General features: G+C 49.1%; 19 protein-coding genes. 3 read left to right on the top strand and 16 right to left on the bottom strand.

Features of this window, described 5'->3' with window-relative positions; translation table 11 throughout:
- Positions 1 to 69: 69 nt before the first annotated feature.
- Positions 70 to 750: a metal-dependent hydrolase gene (locus HCN83_RS05345; protein WP_168005291.1), complete on the bottom strand. Its 681-nt coding sequence runs from the start codon at positions 748 to 750 to the stop codon at positions 70 to 72.
- 149 nt (positions 751 to 899) lie between these two features.
- Between HCN83_RS05345 and HCN83_RS05340 the strand changes: the two genes are divergently transcribed.
- Positions 900 to 1,985 (top strand): M24 family metallopeptidase, encoded by a 1,086-nt coding sequence (locus HCN83_RS05340; protein WP_168005290.1) that lies wholly within the window; start codon positions 900 to 902, stop codon positions 1,983 to 1,985.
- 143 nt (positions 1,986 to 2,128) lie between these two features.
- Here HCN83_RS05340 and HCN83_RS05335 read toward each other — a convergent pair whose 3' ends face one another.
- Complete coding sequence (locus tag HCN83_RS05335; protein ID WP_168005289.1) at positions 2,129 to 2,890, bottom strand: SDR family oxidoreductase; 762 nt, start codon at positions 2,888 to 2,890, stop codon at positions 2,129 to 2,131.
- A gap of 179 nt (positions 2,891 to 3,069) precedes the next feature.
- Here HCN83_RS05335 and HCN83_RS05330 point away from each other — a divergent pair, with 179 nt between their 5' ends.
- The gene (locus HCN83_RS05330) at positions 3,070 to 3,528 is read left to right on the top strand and encodes a universal stress protein (protein WP_168005288.1); all 459 of its coding nucleotides are present in this window, start codon (positions 3,070 to 3,072) and stop codon (positions 3,526 to 3,528) included.
- Between the two features lie 61 nt (positions 3,529 to 3,589).
- Here HCN83_RS05330 and HCN83_RS05325 read toward each other — a convergent pair whose 3' ends face one another.
- The 9 genes from HCN83_RS05325 to sppA all read right to left on the bottom strand — a co-directional run bounded on the left by HCN83_RS05325 (position 3,590) and on the right by sppA (position 12,795).
- Positions 3,590 to 4,189 carry a response regulator transcription factor gene (locus HCN83_RS05325; protein WP_168005287.1) on the bottom strand — a complete coding sequence of 200 codons (600 nt, stop codon included), beginning with the start codon at positions 4,187 to 4,189 and terminating at the stop codon, positions 3,590 to 3,592.
- Complete coding sequence (locus HCN83_RS05320) at positions 4,186 to 5,322, bottom strand: sensor histidine kinase (protein WP_168005286.1); 1,137 nt, start codon at positions 5,320 to 5,322, stop codon at positions 4,186 to 4,188. Before HCN83_RS05320 ends, HCN83_RS05325 begins: the two co-directional genes overlap by 4 nt.
- 180 nt (positions 5,323 to 5,502) lie before the next feature.
- A complete protein-coding gene (locus HCN83_RS05315; RefSeq protein WP_168005285.1) occupies positions 5,503 to 6,546 on the bottom strand; it encodes a fatty acid desaturase in 1,044 nt (347 codons plus the stop codon).
- Between the two features lie 173 nt (positions 6,547 to 6,719).
- Positions 6,720 to 7,907: an acetate kinase gene (locus HCN83_RS05310; protein ID WP_168005284.1), complete on the bottom strand. Its 1,188-nt coding sequence runs from the start codon at positions 7,905 to 7,907 to the stop codon at positions 6,720 to 6,722.
- A 204-nt stretch (positions 7,908 to 8,111) separates the two neighbouring features.
- Positions 8,112 to 9,098, bottom strand: coding sequence for a class I SAM-dependent methyltransferase (locus HCN83_RS05305; protein ID WP_168005283.1), 987 nt, complete (start codon positions 9,096 to 9,098; stop codon positions 8,112 to 8,114).
- 80 nt (positions 9,099 to 9,178) lie between these two features.
- Positions 9,179 to 10,546: a hypothetical protein gene (locus HCN83_RS05300; RefSeq protein ID WP_168005282.1), complete on the bottom strand. Its 1,368-nt coding sequence runs from the start codon at positions 10,544 to 10,546 to the stop codon at positions 9,179 to 9,181.
- A 140-nt stretch (positions 10,547 to 10,686) separates the two neighbouring features.
- Positions 10,687 to 11,178, bottom strand: coding sequence for a thiol peroxidase (tpx, locus tag HCN83_RS05295; protein WP_168005281.1), 492 nt, complete (start codon positions 11,176 to 11,178; stop codon positions 10,687 to 10,689).
- A gap of 43 nt (positions 11,179 to 11,221) precedes the next feature.
- Positions 11,222 to 11,794 carry an RDD family protein gene (locus tag HCN83_RS05290; RefSeq protein ID WP_168005280.1) on the bottom strand — a complete coding sequence of 191 codons (573 nt, stop codon included), beginning with the start codon at positions 11,792 to 11,794 and terminating at the stop codon, positions 11,222 to 11,224.
- Positions 11,795 to 11,805: 11 nt separating this feature from the next.
- Positions 11,806 to 12,795 carry a signal peptide peptidase SppA gene (sppA, locus tag HCN83_RS05285; RefSeq protein WP_168005279.1) on the bottom strand — a complete coding sequence of 330 codons (990 nt, stop codon included), beginning with the start codon at positions 12,793 to 12,795 and terminating at the stop codon, positions 11,806 to 11,808.
- Positions 12,796 to 12,906: 111 nt separating this feature from the next.
- On the opposite strand from sppA, the gene HCN83_RS05280 reads away from it, so the two are divergent.
- Complete coding sequence (locus HCN83_RS05280; RefSeq protein ID WP_168005278.1) at positions 12,907 to 13,704, top strand: NAD kinase; 798 nt, start codon at positions 12,907 to 12,909, stop codon at positions 13,702 to 13,704.
- A 38-nt stretch (positions 13,705 to 13,742) separates the two neighbouring features.
- On the opposite strand, the gene HCN83_RS05275 is transcribed toward HCN83_RS05280, so the two are convergent.
- From HCN83_RS05275 to HCN83_RS05255, 5 genes are all read right to left on the bottom strand, one after another.
- Entirely contained in the window at positions 13,743 to 15,338 is a 1,596-nt protein-coding gene (locus HCN83_RS05275; protein ID WP_168005277.1) for an amidohydrolase, read from the bottom strand.
- Positions 15,339 to 15,826: 488 nt separating this feature from the next.
- A complete protein-coding gene (thiI, locus tag HCN83_RS05270) occupies positions 15,827 to 17,038 on the bottom strand; it encodes a tRNA uracil 4-sulfurtransferase ThiI (RefSeq protein WP_168005276.1) in 1,212 nt (403 codons plus the stop codon).
- Positions 17,038 to 18,183 (bottom strand): cysteine desulfurase family protein, encoded by a 1,146-nt coding sequence (locus HCN83_RS05265; protein ID WP_168005275.1) that lies wholly within the window; start codon positions 18,181 to 18,183, stop codon positions 17,038 to 17,040. Before HCN83_RS05265 ends, thiI begins: the two co-directional genes overlap by 1 nt.
- A gap of 321 nt (positions 18,184 to 18,504) precedes the next feature.
- Positions 18,505 to 18,942 carry a hypothetical protein gene (locus HCN83_RS05260; RefSeq protein ID WP_168005274.1) on the bottom strand — a complete coding sequence of 146 codons (438 nt, stop codon included), beginning with the start codon at positions 18,940 to 18,942 and terminating at the stop codon, positions 18,505 to 18,507.
- Between the two features lie 174 nt (positions 18,943 to 19,116).
- The gene (locus HCN83_RS05255; RefSeq protein WP_168005273.1) at positions 19,117 to 20,829 is read right to left on the bottom strand and encodes a septation ring formation regulator EzrA; all 1,713 of its coding nucleotides are present in this window, start codon (positions 20,827 to 20,829) and stop codon (positions 19,117 to 19,119) included.
- Between the last annotated feature and the right edge of the window lie 138 nt (positions 20,830 to 20,967).

Below are 20,967 nucleotides of genomic sequence, written 5' to 3'. Positions count from 1 at the left end.
TGCATACTATGAAGGAGCAGCCCGGCGAAACAATCGCCGGGCTGCTCCTGTTTAGAGTGCTTCTTTAACTTAAAGATCGAGAGAATCTCCTGCTTTCATGACGCTTCCTTTCACAGACAGGAGATCAACGAATGCTTGTGGATCCTGTTTAATTACGTCGAACGTATCGTAGTGAACCGGAACGACATGAGAGGCCTGAATCCATTCAGCCGCTGTTGCAGCATCTTCCGGTCCCATCGTAAAGTTATCGCCGATCGGCAAAAAGGCGAGATCAATACGGTTACGCTCTCCAATCAGCTTTAAATCTGAAAAGAGTCCGGTATCTCCGGCATGATAGATGGTCTTACCCTCAGCCGAAAATAAAATCCCTGCCGGCATACCTGTATACACGATGCGCTGGTTTTCTTCTTCTGTATACGCAGAACCGTGGAACGCCTGCGTCAGCTTCACTGTGCCAAACGCAAATTCATGACTGCCGCCGATGTGCATCGGATGTGCATTAACACCCTGAAAGCCAAGGTAGGTCGCCAGCTCGAACGGCGCTACTACGAGGGCATCGTTTCGTTTGGCAATATCAACCGTATCTCCTACGTGATCGTTGTGACCGTGGGTGAGCAGAATAACGTCAGCCTTCGTATTGTCCGCTTCCAGGTCGGTTTGCCCGTTACCGGTAATAAACGGATCAATGAGAATGTTCGTGCCGTTCGTTTCAATTTTTACAACGGAATGTCCATGATAAGATACTTTCATCTGCGATCGCTCCTCCTTTATATTTTCCTCTATCCCGTACCCGTTCAGTTCCTTTAATATGCATTGAAATCCTTAAACAGCTTCTCTCCCCTTACGAGCACCTCCTTTATGCTAAACTGAGTGCAGATCCCATAAAGGAGTGATTACAGTTGACACGAGCAGAAACGCTACAACAGAAAATGAGAGAAGAAAAAATCGACGTACTCATGGCCCAGTCCAGACCGAACGTATTTTACATAAGCGGTTTTGATGCCGATCCGCATGAACGGCTTCTCGCCGTGCTGCTGTTTGCAGAGGCAGACCCGCTCGTTATCTGTCCTGCTATGGAAATCAATCAGATTAAAAAAATAATCGATGCTCCCATCATCGGCTACAGTGACACCGAAAATCCGTGGGAAAAGCTGCAGCAGTATCTATCTAAAAAACAGATCGCGATGCAGACCATTGCGCTTGAAAGCGGAATTTCCTGGAGCAGGCTGAAGGAATGGCAGCGTATTGCGCCGGATTCACAGCTGGTTGAAGCAGATGGGCTTCTGACCGGAAGTCGTCTCATCAAGTCAGCTGAGGAGCAATCGTATATGAAAGAGGCGGCGGCTCTCGCTGATCAGGGGATTGCAGCTGGAATTGCAGCATTGAAGGAAGGGATCACGGAGGTCGAAGTCGTGGCCGCCATTGAATACGCCTTGAAAAAAAAGGGCGTCCGGGAAATGTCCTTTCAGCCGATGGTATTGTTCGGCGGGAACGGAGGCGACCCGCACGGTGTTCCAGGGAGCACCCCGCTTCAAAAAGGATCCAGCGTTCTGTTTGACCTTGGAGTGATGTGGAAAGGGTACGCCTCCGACATTACACGGACCGTCTTTTTCGGGGAACCTGATGAAGAAAGCCGCCGCGTCTATGAAACAGTCCTCCGCGCACTGCAAACCTCTCTGAGCGCTGCGGCTCCCGGCGAAACAATCGGCAGGCTTGATCACACAGCCCGCTCGGTCATCGAAGAAGCAGGCTACGGCGAGTACTTCCCTCACCGGATCGGACACGGAATCGGAATCGATGTTCATGAACTGCCGTCTATGCACGCAAATAATAACGACCTGTTAAAACCGGGCATGACGTTTACAATTGAGCCTGGCATTTATATTCCAGGTAAAATTGGCGTAAGAATCGAGGACGACGTTCTGCTTACCGAAGACGGAGCCGTCACCCTCACCAAAACTCCGGTCAGTTTAACCGTTGTCTAAAAGGTCCGAAGCCGAATAAAGGCCCTTTGCAGGAGGTTCAGCTGATTTTCCCACACAAAAACCCATGCTGGTAAAAAAGCATGGGTTTCTTAACTTTCCGGCGCCTCGTAAAAGCGGCTTTTCAGTTTGCACAGAACAATTGCCTAGGACCGGTGCTTATGAAGAACGTCCAGTCCTCCGGTTACTTCAATAACGCTGCCGGTTATCATGTCTGCTTTTTCATCTAAGAGAAACATGACCGTGCGCGCGATATCTTCTCCGGTGCCACTCCGTCCGACCGGCGTTTTCTCATCAGGCTGACTGCGTGAATACGAAATGGAGCTTTCCTTCATCTCATCCAGAATTTCACCTGGGCATACCATATTAGCCGTGATGCCGTTCGGCGCTTCTTCAATTGCCAGCGATTTTGTTAAAGAAGCAAGTCCTGCTTTTGACGCTGCAAAAGCTGCCCGGAACAGCCAGCCCGGCGAATGATCGGCTCCCTGAAAGCCATATGTAACCACCCGGCCAAACTGCTGGCTGCGCATAACAGGTATCACTTTTTTCAGCAGATAAAAAGCTGCATTCAAATTACCGTTAATCATTTCATGCCATTCGCTGTCCTCATAGTCAGCAAGCGCCTTCCGCTCAAAAATATAAGGACCTGCATTGAGGAGTAGGACATCTATTCTTCCAAACCGCTTCAGCCCTTCGTCTGCAAGACGGTTCAGATCCTCTTTATTCTGAACGTCGCCCTGAACAAACTGAATTCTGTCTTCATAGTCCAGCCAGTCCTGCTGTCTTTCACGCACCGCCTCTATGTCAGAACGGTAATTCACGGTTACTGCATAGCCGGCCTTCAGCATTGTTTCCGTCATCTTTCTGCCGAGACCTTTCGTTCCAGCCGTAATAATAGCATGCCGCAATTCCAAAACCACCTTCGCATTGTTATATGTCTATTGTGGCTGAATCCGTCTTTGTTCTCAACTGCGAAGCATTAAAGAAGTCGATAATGCGTTTTCATTCCATATTTTCGGGAATAAGTATGGTAGAATGACAATATAACCGGGTAAACCGGCACTTTGGGAAATGGGAGGCGTTACCAATGTCTGTTCGTTATACTAACATTCTCGTTGCTGTTGATGGCTCTGATGAAGCAAAGCGGGCTTTTCGCAAAGCGGCCCTTCTGGCGAAAGATCACGAAGCCAAGCTCTTACTTGCACACATTGTTGATACGAGGACATTCGCTTCAGTCGAGCATTATGACCGCACGATCTTTTCCGAAGCAGAGCAGTACGCCAAAGATATGCTGAATGAATACAAGAAGCTTGCTGAAGACCAGGGACTGACTGATGTCACTCTGATTCTGGATTACGGTTCTCCTAAAGTTAAAATTGCGAAAGATGTTGCCAAAAAACATGAAGTTGACTTAATCGTTACTGGTGCCACAGGTCTGAACGCGGTAGAACGGTTTCTGATCGGAAGTGTATCCGAACACATTACACGCCATGCAAAATGCGACGTATTAATCGTCCGTACCGAAAACGCTACAGACGGACGCTGATAACATTTAAACTGAAACCGCCTGCGGACATATCCGCAGGCGGTTTCCATGTGTAGTCCGGCTAGTCCAGCCACCCTTCTTCTTTGCACAATGTGACAGCCGCGATTCGGTTGGATACTTCCAGCTTGTCCAGCGTCGAAGAAATATAGTTTCGGACTGTACCGTTTGTTAAATACAACGCTGCTGAAATTTGCTTCGTCGTTTGTCCTTCCGCCACCAGCTTCATCACTTCCTTCTCTCTCTCCGTCAGAGGATTAGGTGTATTGTATGCAACATCAATCAGCTCCGGTGCGTATACTTTGCGGCCGTTCATAATCGTACGGATGGAGTCAGCCAGATCCTCACTTGGGCTGTCCTTAAGCAAGTAACCGCTGACTCCGGCTTTTCTTGCACGCTGAAAATAACCCGAGCGGGCAAAGGTTGTCAGAATGATGATGCGGCACGGATGATTTATCAACTCTTCTGCAGCATCCAGCCCTGTCTTGGAAGGCATTTCGATATCCATAATACAGACATCCGGATTGAGCCGGCGTACCATATCCACCGCTTCTTCCCCGTTACCCGCTTTTCCAACAACCTCCATATCCTCCTTCAGACCAAGCAGCGTCCCCAGCGCACCAAGCAGCATCTGCTGATCTTCTGCGAGCACGATTCGTATCATAGCTGCCTCTCCTTTCTGATCGGCTGAACAATCCGCGGAATCCGCATGAACAAGCTTGTACCTTTCTTCGACTCAATATCCAGCGTGCCGTTTACAAATTCGAGTCGTTCCTTCATACCTTGAATGCCACTTTCATTCAGCTGCACGGTGTGAAGGGAAAATCCGCTTCCATTGTCTTTCACATTCACCATGATTTCTCCTGCTGAATCCGATATGTCAATCTCACACAGCGTCGCGCTGCTGTGCTTCACAATATTTGTCACTGCTTCTTTTACGCACATGCTGAGCGTATTTTCTGCGAGCAGCGGTACTTCTTTCAGTTCCGGACTGCCGGTTACGTGAAGGTTAATCCCGGCTATTTCCAGTATCTCCTGAACGTGCCGCATCTCTTCGCTGAGCCGAGTCCCGCGCATATCTGAGACGAGTTCCCGCACTTCTTTTAGTGCAAGCCGGGCCGTGCGGTTAATATCCCCGACCTCTTTTTTAGCCTCCTGCGAGTTAATGTCAATCAGCTTCTCTGCAAGGTCGCTCTTAAGTCCAATCAGTGACAGCTTTTGACCGAGCGTATCATGCAGGTCCCTTGCAATACGCTGACGTTCCTCCATCACGATAAGCTGGGAAATCTTTTTATTAGCGTCCTTCAGTTCCCCCTCCAGCTTCTCCTGCTTTTTACGCAAATAAATCGTAAACGGAAGCAGCAGGATGCCGATCAGACTGATTACAATAAACGGGAGCTGCATCATAAAAATTTCACTTTGAATATAAAAACCGAATGCGGCAGATGAAACGCCTGCCGTAACGTTCAGGATGTAGAGGAGTACAAATTCGCGGCGCTGCGTGATATTGCCGATAAAGAAAGCGAGAAACAAAAAGAAATAGATGTATCCGAAATAAAGAGTCATCCCGATGCTGACGGCTAATTCAATCCCGACAGCTGCATAAACAATCCAGCCTCTTTTCACGAAGGAAAAGCGATAGGCAGCAAAAAAGATCATAATCATCAGAACACCTGCAACGATCTCCCGCGGAGCCGAATTGGCGATTACGAAATAAAAAGGCAGCAGACAGAAAATGATCCAGGCATATAAACTTAAGCCAGTATGCTGCGGAAATATGTGAAACCAGTTTTTCATGCGGGCACCTCTTCCGATCGTTCGTCATGGGTCGCGAATGCATCCATCCTCCCACACGGCTGTAAAAAACAGCTCTTCTCTTATTGTATCAAAAAGCTGGTCCTGCCGGGAGCACTGGACATGCATATCGTTTTTGATCATTGAAAAAAGCCGCCATTCGAACAGGCGGCTTCTTACCAGTTATGCTCCCTTTTGAGTTTTTGAAGGTGGGCTGACCTTTGTCGGGACAGCTCTTAATTTTTTAGCTGCTCCATATCCGGTGAATCGCTTGTTCTTTTCATCATACAGTCTGAAGTTAACGGCTTTCAGGCTCGTCCAAAGCGTGATAGTGGTTACCTTTTGCAGAGGCGCCGTGTTCTCGTGTGTCTGCTCAAGCCGGTAGTTTGGCACTTTCGGACTGAGGTGATGGACATGATGGTAGCCGATGTTACCAGTAAGCCACTGCACCACTTTCGGCAGCTGATAATAAGAGCTGCCGTCGACTGCCGCTTTAACGAAGTCCCACTCTGATTCATTTTCAAAATACGAATCTTCAAACTGATGCTGTACATAAAACAGCCAAATACCGAGAGCTCCGGAAATGAAGAGGATCGGCAGCTGAATGAGCAGGAACGCTTGAAGGCCGACTGCCCAAATAAGCAGTGCGTAGATGACCGCAATTGTCGCTGTAATGAGGTGAGTATTCAAGCGCTCTTTTTTCTTTGCGCCGCGACGATTGAACCTGTTATCCACGAGAAAGAGGAAAATTGGACCGAGTCCGAACATGACAATCGGGTTGCGGTAAAGGCGATAGGACATGCGCTGCAAGAATCTGGCTGCAGCGTATTCTTCTACTGTCATGATCCATATGTCTCCCGTGCCGCGCTTATCCAGATTACCGCTCGTCGCATGGTGAATCGTATGGCTGCGCTTCCACTTTTCGAAGGCGAAGTGAGTGATAACACCTGTCAGGAATCCGACCGCCTTGTTTGCTTTTGCGCTTTTAAAAAAGGAGCCGTGTGTGCAATCGTGAAAGATAATAAATGTCCGGACGACAAATCCTGCTGCTACGACTAGAATCGGCAGAGTCAGCCAATAGGAAACAGACAGGCTTACGTATGCTCCATACCATAACAGGAGAAGCGGAACAATCGAATTAACGATCTGCCAAATGCTTTTTTTTGTATCGGAAGCTGCGAATGGTGCGACGCTTTTTTTAAGTTCTGCTAGCTGTTGCCGGCTCATAATGATTCCTCCAGTTGTTTGTTTCTGTAATGTCAGTTTACACTCGGAGAAACACATAAGGTAGACACAGCTGTCAGGCCGATCATATGACAAATGTCATATTCTTTTTCATCATTGGCTTCAATCAAAAAGCCGTTCCGAGAGCGGAACGGCTGTAAACAGATTTTTGCAGTCTATTGAGCAAGTCGCAGCGTGTCGCGTGCAATCATCACTTCTTCATTTGTAGGAATAACTAGCACTTTTACCGGAGAATGCGGATAATTAATAAACGCCTCTTCCCCGCGGGTTTTATTCAATGCAGGGTCCCAGTAAATGCCCATGAATTCGAGGCCTTTCAGCACCTGTGCACGAATGACGTCACTGTTTTCACCAATTCCTGCTGTGAAAATAACCGCATCGAGCCCGTGCATACGAGCTGCGTAAGAACCGATATATTTATGAATACGGGAGGTGAAGACATCCAGCGCCAGCTTAGCTCGTTCATTTCCATCTGAAGCCTGAAGCTCAATATCCCGCAGGTCGCTGGAAAAACCGGACAATGCGAGCATGCCGCTGCGTTTGTTCAGTACGTTCATTACTTCTTCAGCACTCAGATCTGCCTTTCCCATAATGTATGGGATCAAGGCCGGGTCAATATTTCCGGAACGCGTCCCCATCGTAACACCTGCAAGCGGTGTAAAGCCCATAGATGTGTCAATGGATTTTCCACCGTCAATCGCAGCAATCGATGCGCCGTTGCCCAAGTGGCAGGAAATAAGGCGCAGGTTTTCTACAGGACGTCCGAGCATTTCCGATGCACGCTCAGACACATACTTGTGAGAGGTTCCGTGAAATCCGTATTTACGAATACCGTACTTTTCATAGTATTCATAAGGGAGGCTGTAAAGATAGGATTCTTCCGGCATTGTCTGGTGAAAAGCCGTGTCGAACACCGCAACTGCAGGGACGTTCGGCAGGACTTCACGAAAAGCCCGGATGCCGGTAAGGTTTGCCGGGTTGTGCAGCGGTGCAAGCTCTGACACATCCTCAATACCCTGGATTACGTCATCTGTGATAAAGACGGAATCGTTGAATTTCTCTCCCCCGTGCACAACACGGTGACCGATTCCTTCAATTTCATCCAGAGAAGCAATAATGCGATAGCGGGTCAGCTTATCTAGCAGCAGTCGGACTGCTTCAGCGTGATCCGGGATCGACGTTGTTTCTTTTTTCTTTTCTCCGTCTACTTCTATAGCAAATACAGCGTCATCCATTCCAATTCGTTCCACAAGGCCCTTTGTTACGACCGTCTCTTCAGGCATTGTCAGCAGCTGAAACTTCAAAGATGAGCTGCCGGCGTTGATCGCCATGATTTTCGACATCTGTTCATCGCTCCTTCATCGAGTGTATACGATTGTTCGTCAACCATAATTAAAACACTGTGCAGAGCAGAATGCAACCTCTGTGCTAATTAAATATATAAACAGAATTGTAACACAATATCATTTCATAAACACTGAAATGAAAGGGTTTACTTAGCTGTATTAAAATCTATACTATATTAAATTCATTCTGCACTGATACAGTCATCCGTGAACGTTCTCTTCAATCCATCCGGATATCCGCTTCATCATGTCGGCTAGGGCAGCCTCTTTTGTGAATGACGGCATTTCAGCAAGCAGCGCCTGCGATGGTGGTATAATTCCATCCTTTTTCTTACGCAGGATCAACATACTTTTCCCGGAACTACGCGTCTTAAACATCGTTTCAGGCAGCTGCAGTACGGCATAAATGTGGGCCTGCTCCCGTATCATCTCCTGGAGCCCGGCAGATTGATCAGACTGAAACAGCTGATTCGGAACGAGCAGAATGAGAAAGCCCCCCTCCTTAACGTGGCGGATAGACCGCTCAATCAGCAGATGATGCACATACGTTTTTTCGTCTTTTGCTTTAACCTTGAATCCTGCTGCGGTCTCATCATCGGGATAATACCCTGCAGGGAGATCGCATACGACAGCGTCTGCGTGATCGAGAAGCGGTGAAGCCACGCTGTCCTGATGGAACAGATCCACTTCATGCTCCTGCAGGTTGGCGTTCATGAAAGCGAGTTTCAGCAGGGTTTCATCAGGTTCTGCCGCAACAAAATGAGCATCTTCAGACAACTGATTGAGCACAGCTGTCATCAGGTTCCCGCTGCCCACTGCCGGGTCAAGCAATACCGGTTTTCCTTCTTCTTTTTTCAGCAGCAGATTCGTCAAGTAACCCATAAAAAGCGCTACTGCATCCGGCGTCATGGCGTGGTGCGGCTGAACCGCTTCTTTCATGCCTTTCAAAACGGCTAGCTGAATCGCTCTTCGGACTTCTTCCCGGTGCATTTCTTTTGGAAGCGAAGCTGCTGACTGCTCCAGCTCTAATCGCAGATCTTCTCCGGCAGGTGTGAAATCCCGCTGAAACAACATTTCTCCCATCGTTCCGAGCGCTTCTATATAGAGATTATCTTCTATACTTCGAATCTTTTCTGCTCCTTGGTCAAGCACTTGAAAATAAGCTTCCGTTTTTGTTGACTCCTGCATTGGCCATCCCTTCTTTCCTAAAGTCATTTCCAACCATACAGCTTAGCAGATAATAATCTGTCCGAAAACCGAAACACCTTTTACAGAACCAGATAAGCAACGAAAATACTGACGATAAAAAAGGCTCCGGCGAATCCCAGATTGTGCAAGGATATTCGGTACGGATTCTCTCCAAGGTTGGCGGAGGTAATTTGTACAAACAAGCCGTACGTGTTGACAGTCAATGTTGCGATCGAACTCGTAATCAAAATAATCGAGAGGCTAAGCGGACTGATCACGCTCATCAGCAGCGGACTTAGTGAACTGAGAATTCCGATTGTGGCAATGGGGTGAACGCCGAAGAGACTGAGAAACACGAAGCTGGCCTGAATCAGCATAAAGACGAGAATCGGGTAATCCTGCACATACATGACAGGAGCTTCCAGCATCTCCAGCAGCCCTGTTTGTTCAAGCGCAGAAGCAAAAAAGGAGAGAGTCAGAAACAAAACAAAAAAGTGCTGCATTGTATTTGTTTTCTCTTTCCACGTCTGCCAGCCAATACGAAGAAATCGGCGGCGCCTCCGCAAAAACACGGACCAGCAGAAGGCAAACGGAAAAATCAGCAGCGTGACGGTCAGAATAAAGTCAAAGCCGGTCACGTTTCCCATAATAATAACAGCTGCCAGAAAAACGCTGAGCGCGGCGAATAAGTGGGCCATGCTGCCAACAAGCCGTTTCCAGCCGCTCCAGTCAAGCGACACCATTCCCTCCTGATCGAGCGGCTCCTTTCGGTAGCGAAAATAGTTCCACAACGCATCCCCGCAAAACATGAGCAGCGCAATCAGTAAAAGCCACGGCAAAAGCTCCAGATACGCAGTGCCGGTAATAAATATCGTTAGTGCGATCAGAACTTCAAGCGGACTCCAAATAAGAGCGAGCGCATTTCCCCGCAGCGTTGCTCTGCTGATAAACGTGTTCCGAAGCCGCATCGGCAAAGAAGCTAGATTCTTTCGCAGCACGCCCTGTGAAATCGGGGCAGCAGAAAGGTTTAAAAAGGCCGTCAAAATAACCGATGTAAATAAGCTTCGAGGATACAAATTGCCGAGACTGTCAGCATTCACACGAAGCAGTTCAGCAATTTTCCGGTCAAACTTTCCGCTCTCCACGACGCTTTTCATCCACGGAAGCATAAGGAGGAGCGCGAGCAGCCCATAGTTATCAGTCAGAAGAAACGGAACTTCTGACAGCGAGCCGCCGGCGTACCAGTGAAAAAAAGCTCCCGCTCCCATAAATCCGGCACCGAGAACTTTGAACAGGCGCGGCGCTCCTGGATAAGATAAGAGCAGCAGAATTACCGCGGCGGGTGCCAGCAGCCAGTCCAGCAGCGGATTTCCGGTAAAAACCACAAGCAGATACAGCGCGATCACCGGAGTATAAATCATGTATAAGTATGGGTGTATCCATCTCACCTAAAACGCCTTCTTTCAACATGCTGCTATTCCGGCAGCGTTCAGTTTCGGACAGAATACGACGTAACAGAACGGAGCTGACCCGGCAATCACCGGTCAGCTCCGTTCCCACTGTATCCTGTTCGCTGAGGCTCAGGGCCTTATTCAGCTTGCTTCAATGCTTCAACTGCTTTTTCATAATCCGGGTGACCGCTTACTTCTCCGACAACTTCACTGTAAACAATCGTTCCGGAGCTATCGACGACAAATACTGCTCGTGACAGGAGCCGAAGCTCTTCGATTACCAGGCCGTAGGCCATTCCGAAATCAAGCGTTTTGTGGTCAGAATAAATGTGAGCCCCCTCGAGCCCGGCATTTGCGCACCACCGGCGCTGAGCAAATGGCAGGTCCGCGCTGATCGTCCAGATTTCTGCGTTATCGACTGCAGCCGCTTCTTCATTGAATGTTCGGGTCTGCTTATCGCACGTACTCGTATCAATGGACGGAACAACACTGATGAGCGTTTTCGTTCCTGCTTCGAATGTCACCTCAGATAAATCGGTTCCAAGCACGGTAAATGAAGGAGCTTTCTCCCCCGTCTGCGGCTGTTCTCCGCTGAGTGTAACAGGCTTATCCTTGAACGTAATTCCCATCGTTATCCACCCTTTCATTTCATTCGTTTACGATCCTACTCTATCATACGCTTGGTGAACTTTCCAATTGCTGCGGTTCTTTTTCAGCACGTTCCGGCACCGTTACCATGGCTCGTTTTTCCATCACCACAACCGTATCTCCGAGAAAATCATGGATTCCTCGTTTTTTCGGATGAAACGCAACGACAAGGTACAGTGCATTCGTGACAACGAGAAACCGGTGCAGAAACCGGCCGACAAATTCCCGGAATAACACATCCATCCAGGACATTTCTTCCTTCCTGTAGGATACGACCCGCAGACCGAACAGCTGCTTGCCGAGCGTCCTCCCGAAATACTTGGTAAGCAGGATGAAATATAAAAACGTGACCATTCCGGACAGAATGCCGCTTACGCTGAACGTAAGAATCGTCAAATCGGTTCCTGTTACTGCCATATATAGTCCCGTGACAGCTGCACCTGCAGAAAACGTTACGATAATATCAACGGTGTACGCCCATAAGCGGATCCAGAAGCCTGCCTGCATATAGTCTACAGCTTGAGCGGCCGGCGCTTCGCTAGTTTCTTTTATTCGTTCCGTTTCGATTGCTTCTGTTGATTCCACACTTTCATTCATGATTGCTCACCTCAATTCGTATAGAGATACAGGAGTCTGCCGCCCTGATTTTGCTGCAGCCATTCCGTCAGCTGATTCAGCTGGCGCTGTTCAAACAGCTGGTCCATCGTTAAGCCGAAAAAGGAGCCAAATCCGAATCCTTGCTCGTATTCGACAACATCCGTGTCACGGCCGATATCTGCTTTCATGTCCTCAATCACGTCTTCCAGGTTTCCGAGATCGTCAATCAGCCCGTTCTCAACAGCCTGATTGCCTGTAAAAATACGTCCGTCAGCGAGCTCCTCAACTTCTGAGCGACTCAAATCGCGGCCGTCTTCAATCACTCCCAGAAATTGCTCGTACGCATCGTCCACGATCGACTGAAGAATTTCTTCGTCCTCGTCGGTCATCTCACGAGTAGCCGACATAATATCTTTAAACTCCCCGCTTTTAATCGTCTGGTCACTGATACCGAGCTCATCTGCGAGCTCCGCAAAATTAATCGACTGCATGATAACTCCCAGTGAGCCCGTAATGGTCTGTCCGTTCGCATAAATGCGGTTTGCGGGCGCAGCTACATAGTAGCCGCCACTTGCAGCCTGTCCGCCCATTGAGACGTAAACATCCTTCGCGTATTCATCACGTACTTCTACGATTTTGTCGTGAATTTCATCGCTTTCCACGACGCCTCCCCCGGGTGTGTCTACACGCAGCACAATACCATCAACCGACGCATCACGTGCTGCATGGTCAAGCTGATCGAGCAGAAGCTGATGGTTATATCCGCCACCGAAAAGGGCATCTCCCCCGGCCTGGATTATGCCTTCAAGACGGATAACCGCAATTTTCCCTTCATCTGTTCCTTGTTCTACGAGCCGTTCCTGAACCGGTTCTTCGGAAAAACCGGGAAATCCTCCTGCAAAATCATCTGTATCAGCAGGTGAGGTAACGAGACTGACCGCCCCTGATACCGCAATAATCGCTAATACAGCTACGAGTGCAATCCAGCGTTTTGCATTCATTATGTACTCCTCCTCTATTGTTGTTTTTCTTCCTTACTGCGCGGTTCTGTCTGTTTTGGTAGAATAAACATGTACGTATCCTGATTGGAATCAGAAAGGGTGGCTTACGCTATGACAGACCGCAAAAATGTCTATCTGTTTTCCAAAAAAACAGAAGAAATCGAACAAAAAATACTTGAGTTCCGCGAACTTGGCCGGAAATACGGGTTCAAGCTTGTCGATCACCCGAAAGATGCCAACATCATTGCAAGCTTCGGCGGTGACGGAACATTTCTGCAGGCGCTTCAAAAGACCGGCTTCCGGGAAGACGCGCTTTATATCGGCGTCAATGACGGAGAGTTCGGCTTTTATACCGACTTCAGTATTCACGATCCGGACCGCATCGAACTTGCGATGCAGTCTGACATGGTGGAAGTACTGCGCTACCCGACACTGGAAGTTACGACTGACGACGGGCAAAAGTTTCACTGCCTGAACGAATTGTCCATCCGCTCGAACATTATTAAGACGTTTGTCATTGATGTTTATGTGGACGGTCTTTACTTTGAAACCTTCCGCGGCGACGGGCTTCTCGTCTCCACGCCTACGGGAAGCACTGCATACAACAAATCACTCGGGGGCGCTATCGTAGACCCTAAGCTTCCTTCCATGCAGCTGACGGAAATGGCTTCCGTCAACAACAACCGCTACCGTACGCTTGGTTCTCCGCTCGTGATGGGGAAAGAACGAGAGCTTACGCTTAAAATTGTGCAGGATGGCAACGACCATCCGATCGTCGGCATCGACAATGAAGCGATGGGCATCCGGCACAGTCATGAGCTGCACGTAAAGGTATCCGACCGAGTCGTCAAAACGCTTCGTATGAAAGACAATCTCTTCTACCATAAAGTAAAGCGCAGCTTTCTTTAAGCTGGCTTCCGGCCCCGCTCTGCTTTGCAGATGCGGGGTTATCGTTGTTCGACGAGCTCCTGATTACGATGATAGACGATCGTATCATCCACGACTGTCATCACTGTCTCAGCGTGCAGCCACTCATTCGGCTCCAGCAGAGACAAATCCCTGCTGAGGACAGTAAAATCAGCCCGGTACCCCGGCTCCACGATCCCTGCCACATCTTCTTCACAGACTGCAGCAGCACTTCCCGAGGTGAACAGACGCAGCGCCTCAAAAAGCGTCAGCTTCTGATCAGGGAGCCAGCCGTCATGGTCTTCTTCCGGACGACGGCGCGTGACAGCTGCATGAATGCCGAGCAGTGGATCGACCGGTTCAATCGGAGCGTCCGATCCTCCGGCACAAACCAGCCCGTCCTCCAGCAGTGTTTTCCACGCAAAGGAGTCCGGCAGCCGATCCTGTCCGAGACGATCCATGACCCACGGAAAATCAGACGCCGTGAAGCGCGGCTGGATATCAAGTACGACATCGAGCTTTTTCAGACGGCTGCGGAGTTCGGGTGTCGTTACCTGCAGATGAATCAGCCGATCCCGTTTCCCCGGTGGCGGAGGCTGGTTTTCAATTGCCGTCACCGCCATCTCCAATGCCTCATCGCCGATCGTATGCACTGCCACCGGCATTTGAATGGCTCTCGCCTTTTTCACAATTGACTCCAGCTGCTGCGGTGTATGTATCGCCACTCCGGTCGTATCCGCATCAGAATAGGGAGCCTTTAACAGCGCCGTTCTCCCTCCGAGCGCACCATCAGCAAACAGCTTTACAGAGCCTGGCTTGAGAAATTCCGAATCCGGAAACGTATCAATCACGTCAGCAGCCTCATGATGTACCAGCAGATTCGTGCGGAATTTTCGGTGAGAGCCAATGACTTCCCGAAAAACAGAAGCTGTTTCCTCCGGTTTATTGTAATAAAACAAATCCTCTGTATGCCCGCCTGTAAACCCATGCTGATACAAATCGGCGAGCGATGTTTCCAACGCCCGTTTCACATAGTCCCGGTCGATCTTCGGCAGATAAGGCTTGATCAGCTCCTGCGCCTGATCGTGCAGATAACCAGTCGGCTCTCCGTCTTCCCACCGTTCAATTCTGCCTCCGGACGGAGACTCTGTTCCTCTGGAAATACCAGCAAGCTGCAGAGCAGCCGTATTCACCACCATCGCATGTCTGCATACCCGCGTAATCATAATCGGTTTTGTAACAGATATGTCGTCCAGAAACAGCCTGTCCGGAACTGTCCGGTTTTCATACAGATTTTCGTTAAAGCCTTCTGCCAGCACCCATTCTCCTTCAGGAACTGCTGATGCCTGCTGCTCGAGCAGCCTTTTCAGCTGATCAAGGCTCGTAACAGATGAAACGTCGAGCTTCAGCAATTTTTCTCCGTGTCCGATCATGTGCAGGTGACTGTCGATAAAACCTGGATAAAGCGCACCCCCGCGCAGATCGACTTCCCGGTCGATGGATGATGCAAATTCTGAACGAAGTGCTTGTTCAGAGCCCAGCGCCACAACAAAACCGTCTTTTGTAAAAACTGCCTCTTCCCTGCGCTCTTCCTCTGTCATCGGTATGATTGTTCCGCCAAACCAAAGTGTTCCCATTCCGCTTTCCTCCTTTACTATCCTATTATGACGTTTCCAAAGCTTTTCCTGCAAGCAGAAGCCTTCTTTCCTTCTGCCGTGCAGCAAAGGGCTCGAACGAACGCCGATCTGTCTGATCACGTCCGGATAAAAAGCCGCCCCAAGTACTCCATTGTTCCAGATTCGTCTTGATCCGACTTATAACTACTCAGACGAACCTTTCTTTCTGCAAATTGCAGTCTCCTCTTTTAAGCAGGTATCGTTATCATGCAAGGCCTTTTCTCCTCCACATTCAGAGACCTCTCCTCCCCTCAAAGTACAGCTTATTATAAAAAGGCAACGGCTGCGCGCCCATTCAGGACCCCGAACGACAACGATTTTTAGAGTACGCTTCATGCTTCCAGTATCCCTGCTTCACATTTATGAAAAGCTTTTTAATAATAATGCACAGCGCTAAAAAAAACAGAATCCCCTGTATGTCTGGAGATTCTGCCTGCTGCTTTATAGCCTTACAAGAGGTCTTCAAGCTCCTCATCTTGTTGTGTCCGACCATCAATGATGCGGACTTCGGTACGTTTAACCGCGTCGTTTACAATATCGTCAATCGCAAGAAAGCTTTCATAATAGGCTACTTTTTCAGCATTAGGCTTCGTCTTTGGATCAGACGGCAGAAAAATCGTGCAGCAGTCCTCGAACGGACGAATCGATATGTCGTACGTACCGATCCGTTGCGACTTTTCGATAACGTCCAGTTTATCCTGCGTAATCAGGGGCCGGAGAACAGGCATTGTCGTCACCTGATTAATGGCGTACATGCTTTCCAGCGTCTGACTTGCGACCTGGCCAAGACTCTCACCACTGATCAGCGCTTTTAAGCCATCCTTTTCTGCCAGCTGCTCTGCGATGCGAAGCATAAAACGTCTCATCACAGTGATTTCTACATTGTCCGGAACCTGCTGATGAACAGCGAGCTGAGCTTCGGTAAACGGAACGACGTGAAGCTTGACCGCTCCTCCGAATGCAGACAGAACTGCAGCAAGATCCTCCACCTTCTGCTTCGCCTGAACACTCGTATAAGGCGGGCTGTGAAAGTGTACAGCTTCAAGCGTCACTCCGCGTTTCATCGCTTCAAATCCTGCTACCGGACTGTCGATTCCTCCTGATAAAAGCAGCATGGCACGGCCTCCGGTTCCGGTCGGCAGACCTCCTGCCCCTTTAAGCTTTTCACCAGTAATCGCTGTTCCTTCCTGCCTGATTTCCACTGTCAGCTCCACATCCGGATGGTGCACGTCTACCGTAAGCTCTGGAAATTGTCCGAGCAGGTGTGCGCCGATCAGCTGATTCATGTCTTGAGAGCCAGTCGGGAATGTTTTGTCAATTCTGCGGCAGGACACTTTGAATGAACGCTTCCCTTGAGCGAGTGCGTCTGAAATGACAGCCGCCGCCCCTTCTTTTATATCAGCCTCTCTATTCACCGTGCGAACGACCGGACTGACAGAAGATATTCCAAACACGTGCCGAAGTGCTTCCAGAACCTCTTTGCTGTCTTCGCCGTTCGTTTCTGCAAACAGCCTGCCGAACGTCCTGGAGGTTCTTGCTGCCGGAAAACGACGCTTCAGCAGCTGCTGAATATTTTTTTCCAGTCTTCGTTCAAATTTTTTCCGGTTGCGTCCTTTTATAGCGAGCTCCGCATAGCGGATTAATATCGCATCATGCTTCATTATTTTGCTCCTTTCGCCAGCGTCACTTCCGGCACTGTTTGCTCCCATGCCTTCATAAAGGAGCCGATTTCTTCGGCGGTCGTTCTTCCGGATAGCGAGATTCTTACAGCGCTCTCTGCGACAGACTGGTCGGCTCCCATTTCTTTCAGTACGCTGCTTTCGTTTGAGACTCTGGAGGAGCAGGCGCTCGTCGTCGAAATATAAATCTCTCTCTGCTCGAGTGCATGGACAACGGTTTCTGCTTTTCGGCCCGGACAGGACACATTGATAATATGCGGAGCCCGTTGAGCAGGTGAATTTATTACAACTTCTTTCCGCTCCTTGAAAAATGTTTCAAGCTGTACGTTCAAGTCCCGCATGTGAGCAGCATGTTCCGGACGGTTCGACACGGCAAGACGCAGCGCTTTCACCGCGGCAGCAGCGCCCGCAGGATTTTCTGTTCCTGCTCTTATTCCGGATTCCTGAGCTCCGCCGAAAAACAGAGGCGTCAGGTTTCTGGTATCCCGGTAAACTAGCAGGCCTGTCCCCTTTAAGCCGTGAATTTTATGAGCGGAAATGGAAAGAGAGTCTGCCCCGATTGTTCGAAATGATACCGGGATCTTCCCAACGGCCTGAACAGCATCAACATGATAATGAATCCTGGGGTAGCGCTTCAGCATAAGGCCGACTTCCTCTGCCGGAAGGATCGCTCCCGTTTCATTATTCACGTGCATCATGCAGACGAGCACGGTATCTTCGCGAAGTGCACGTTTTACCGATTGCGCCGTCACGTCACCATTCATCTGCGGAGAAACGCGGGTCACATCCCACCCCTCACGTTCCAGATAAGCCACTGCCTCCAAAATGGACGGGTGCTCGAGAGAAGAAACAACAACGTGCTTTCCTCGATTTTGTCTCGCATACGCCGTTCCTTGTACAGCGAGATTATTCGATTCGGTTGCACCAGAAGTAAACAGCACTTGATGCTGTTCAGCTTCCAGCAGTTCAGCTGCTTTTTCACGAGCTTTTTCAAGCAGCGCTGAAGCTTCTCCCCCAAGCTTATGGAGAGAGGAAGGATTGCCAAAGTATGCGCTGGATGCTTTAGTAAATGTTTTAAGTACTTCTTCATCCGGGATAGTTGCTGCACTGTTATCCAGATATATCATGATTGCTGAGGCCTCCCGTGCAATTATTCACCGGAAAATCCTATCATACATAGACCTGCTTTTCCAGTCCTCCTTTTCACCCGTTTGCTTCGTCTGATGTGTCTGTCAACCTGGGTTTCTTCTGATCACCCGTTGCGAACATGCTCCAGTATCAGGCTTCCTGCAGGAGGGCGCCGTGCCCTGCATGTCCACCATTTGTCTGAGCGCCATGTCAGGATTTTTTTGTGTTACTGACCAATAAAGAACCCACGCTTCTAATTGAGCGTGGGTCTCTAATCACCATGAATGCTCCAGGTGACTCTTTTTTACATTGAACTGCGGTTAATCAAGTGATTCGAGCTCCTCCAAAAAAGCGAGCAGGTCGTCAATGGACATGCGTTGATCCGGCGCAGCGTCCTCAATATCTTTCACTTCAAGTCCTTGGTCCTGTATTTTTTCAATCAGCCGATCAGGCACATCTTCCAGTTCGACTTCTGCTTCCTCTGCTGATTGATTTTCTTCTTCTGATGCAGATGGCTCGTCCGGCTCTGCTGCTGGTTGATTTTCCTCTTCTGATGCAGATGATTCGTCCTGCTCTGCTGCTGATTGATCTTCTGTTTCCTGGTGTGCGTAAAAATCGACGAGTGACTGTTCTTCTTCTGAAAGGGACGCTTCCGTCTGTTCAGATTCGTCCGGTTCTAAAACGGTCATCAGGAGGACGCCCCAGACCGCAGCACACACTGCACCGGTGGCACCGATAATCAACCATTCCTTCTTCACGCTGCTTCAGTCCTTCCGCCTCACATGATTTTAGTACTATTATACCCCTTATCGGCATAAAATCAACTACAGTGAACATTTTTAACGTGAATATTAGGTAAAAATACGGATACAGGTCCGAATTGTACAAAAAAGACCAGTCGGGAGTGTATTCTCCTGTCTGGTCTTTTTCAATCAGGCATTGCCCGCTTTGCTGTTCAGTTCTGATGCCGTTCCGTTCACTTTATCCAGCACCTGCTTATCAACTTTTTCGACTCCTTTAACGGACAGTTCAACTGCTTCTTCATAATGTCCCTGCCGAAAGCGGTCTTCTGCCTGGAGCAGCAGAATCTGCACCTCATCGTGTTGCGTCCGGTAGCGGTTGCCGTATTGAATAACACGCTCTGCAAGCTCTCCGTCTGCAATCATCTTATCTACCATCGCAGCGGCTTTATCGATCTCCGATGCGGCCTCTGAAACGGCCTGTCGTACGTCCTCCATTACAAGCGGTGCTTCTTCCAGCTGCTCTTCTGCCCTCGTAATCTGCTTTTCCGCTTCAAGCAGCTGATTCTTCGTCAGATCCGGCACTTTTGGCAGCGAACAACGTTCCACCCTGCGCTTAATACCGCGGAGATAGCGGCGCTTTTCTGAAACCGTTTCTACTGCCTTCAGTTCATCTTCCCGAAGATGACCGAGATTTTCTTTCATGGATGCCAGCGCGGCTTCAACTTCCGCGATTTCCGCATCAAGCTCCTTTAATCTTTCTTGAATAGCAGAGAAGGATTGATTCCGTTCTTCTTTCGAAGCTTCCAGCACCCGAAACGCGGAGACAAGTTCCTTCCACTTCTTTTCACTTGCTGCAAGTTCCGCTTCTTCCTTCTCAGAAAGCTGATAGCTGAGCCGTACCGTTTCAAGCTCTACTTTCATCGCCTCAATCAGTGAGCCTGCCTTTTCAAGCTTTGCACCAGTTTCCGGGAGAGACGTCTCAGCATCCTGACGCGCAACCGCTTCTTCTTCCAGTCTTGCGTAAATATGCTGGAGGTCCTGTTCTACCTCTTCCAGCAGTACCGATGAACTTGCAACGTCGAGCTCATCAAGCGCTTCTTCCGCATTGGTACATTTGGTTTCAAGTTCCTTTTGCAGCGGCTCAAGATCAAGCAGTTCAACCGGATAACCCTGTTCCTTCATTTCAGCTATACCGTCGCCAAGTTCACGCAGCTGTGCGGGAACGTCCCGCTTTACTTTCAGCTGCAGCGAAGGCAGTTCATCGATCAGTTTGTTAATACGATCCAGCGCCTCGCGCACTCCCTGGAGCGTTTCCCGTGCCTGAAAATAATTACCTTCTCCCGTCTGCTCATGGAAAACAGAAAAATTCCCGTGGGCCGCTTCAAGCTCACTATCGATGCGGTCTGCAGCGGTTCCGAGCGATCCCCGGTGAACCCACAGTTTCTTTTTCGTTTCCTGGTAGTATTCTTCTACACGCTGAATATCATGCCGGTTCTGTTCTTCACTATGTACAAGCTCATGCACTTCATGAATCAGATCATTGATATGTTTTTCAATTGCAGTGAGCGCTTCTTCTACAACTCCGATCAGCTGACGGGCTCGGCCAAATCGGTAGCGGTTGGCTGCTTCTTCAATGTCGAAAAGCTTTTCCTCGATGTCAGGAAGCTGGACGGTTACAATTTCGTCCCACTCACGCCGCCACTCGTTGAAGCGTTCTTCCGTTTCACCGGAAAGCTTTAATCCTTTCATTTTTGACAGCTCTTCGGTTACGGGTCGGTTCATCAGCTCCACTTTTCGTCCGCCAAGCCGGTCCACGTCCTTAAAAATGTTCCTGCGCGCCAGCGCCCCGTAAATAATACCTGCAAGGAGCAGCGCAATCACTGCATAAATTACATAGCTCATCAGAACCCTCCTTCACCAAGCTGCTGTTCGTTAAACGGTCCGGACAGCAGTAAATATGTATATAGTCATGCTATAATAAGTACATTCAAAAGCTTTCTTTTCCTATCTTATCATGACAGACAACGTTTGGAATAACTT

It is taken from the genome of Alkalicoccus luteus (assembly GCF_012034335.1).
Classification (GTDB): Bacteria; Bacillota; Bacilli; order Bacillales; family Salisediminibacteriaceae; genus Alkalicoccus; species Alkalicoccus luteus_A.
This window is presented reverse-complemented; position numbering and strand designations above follow the sequence as displayed.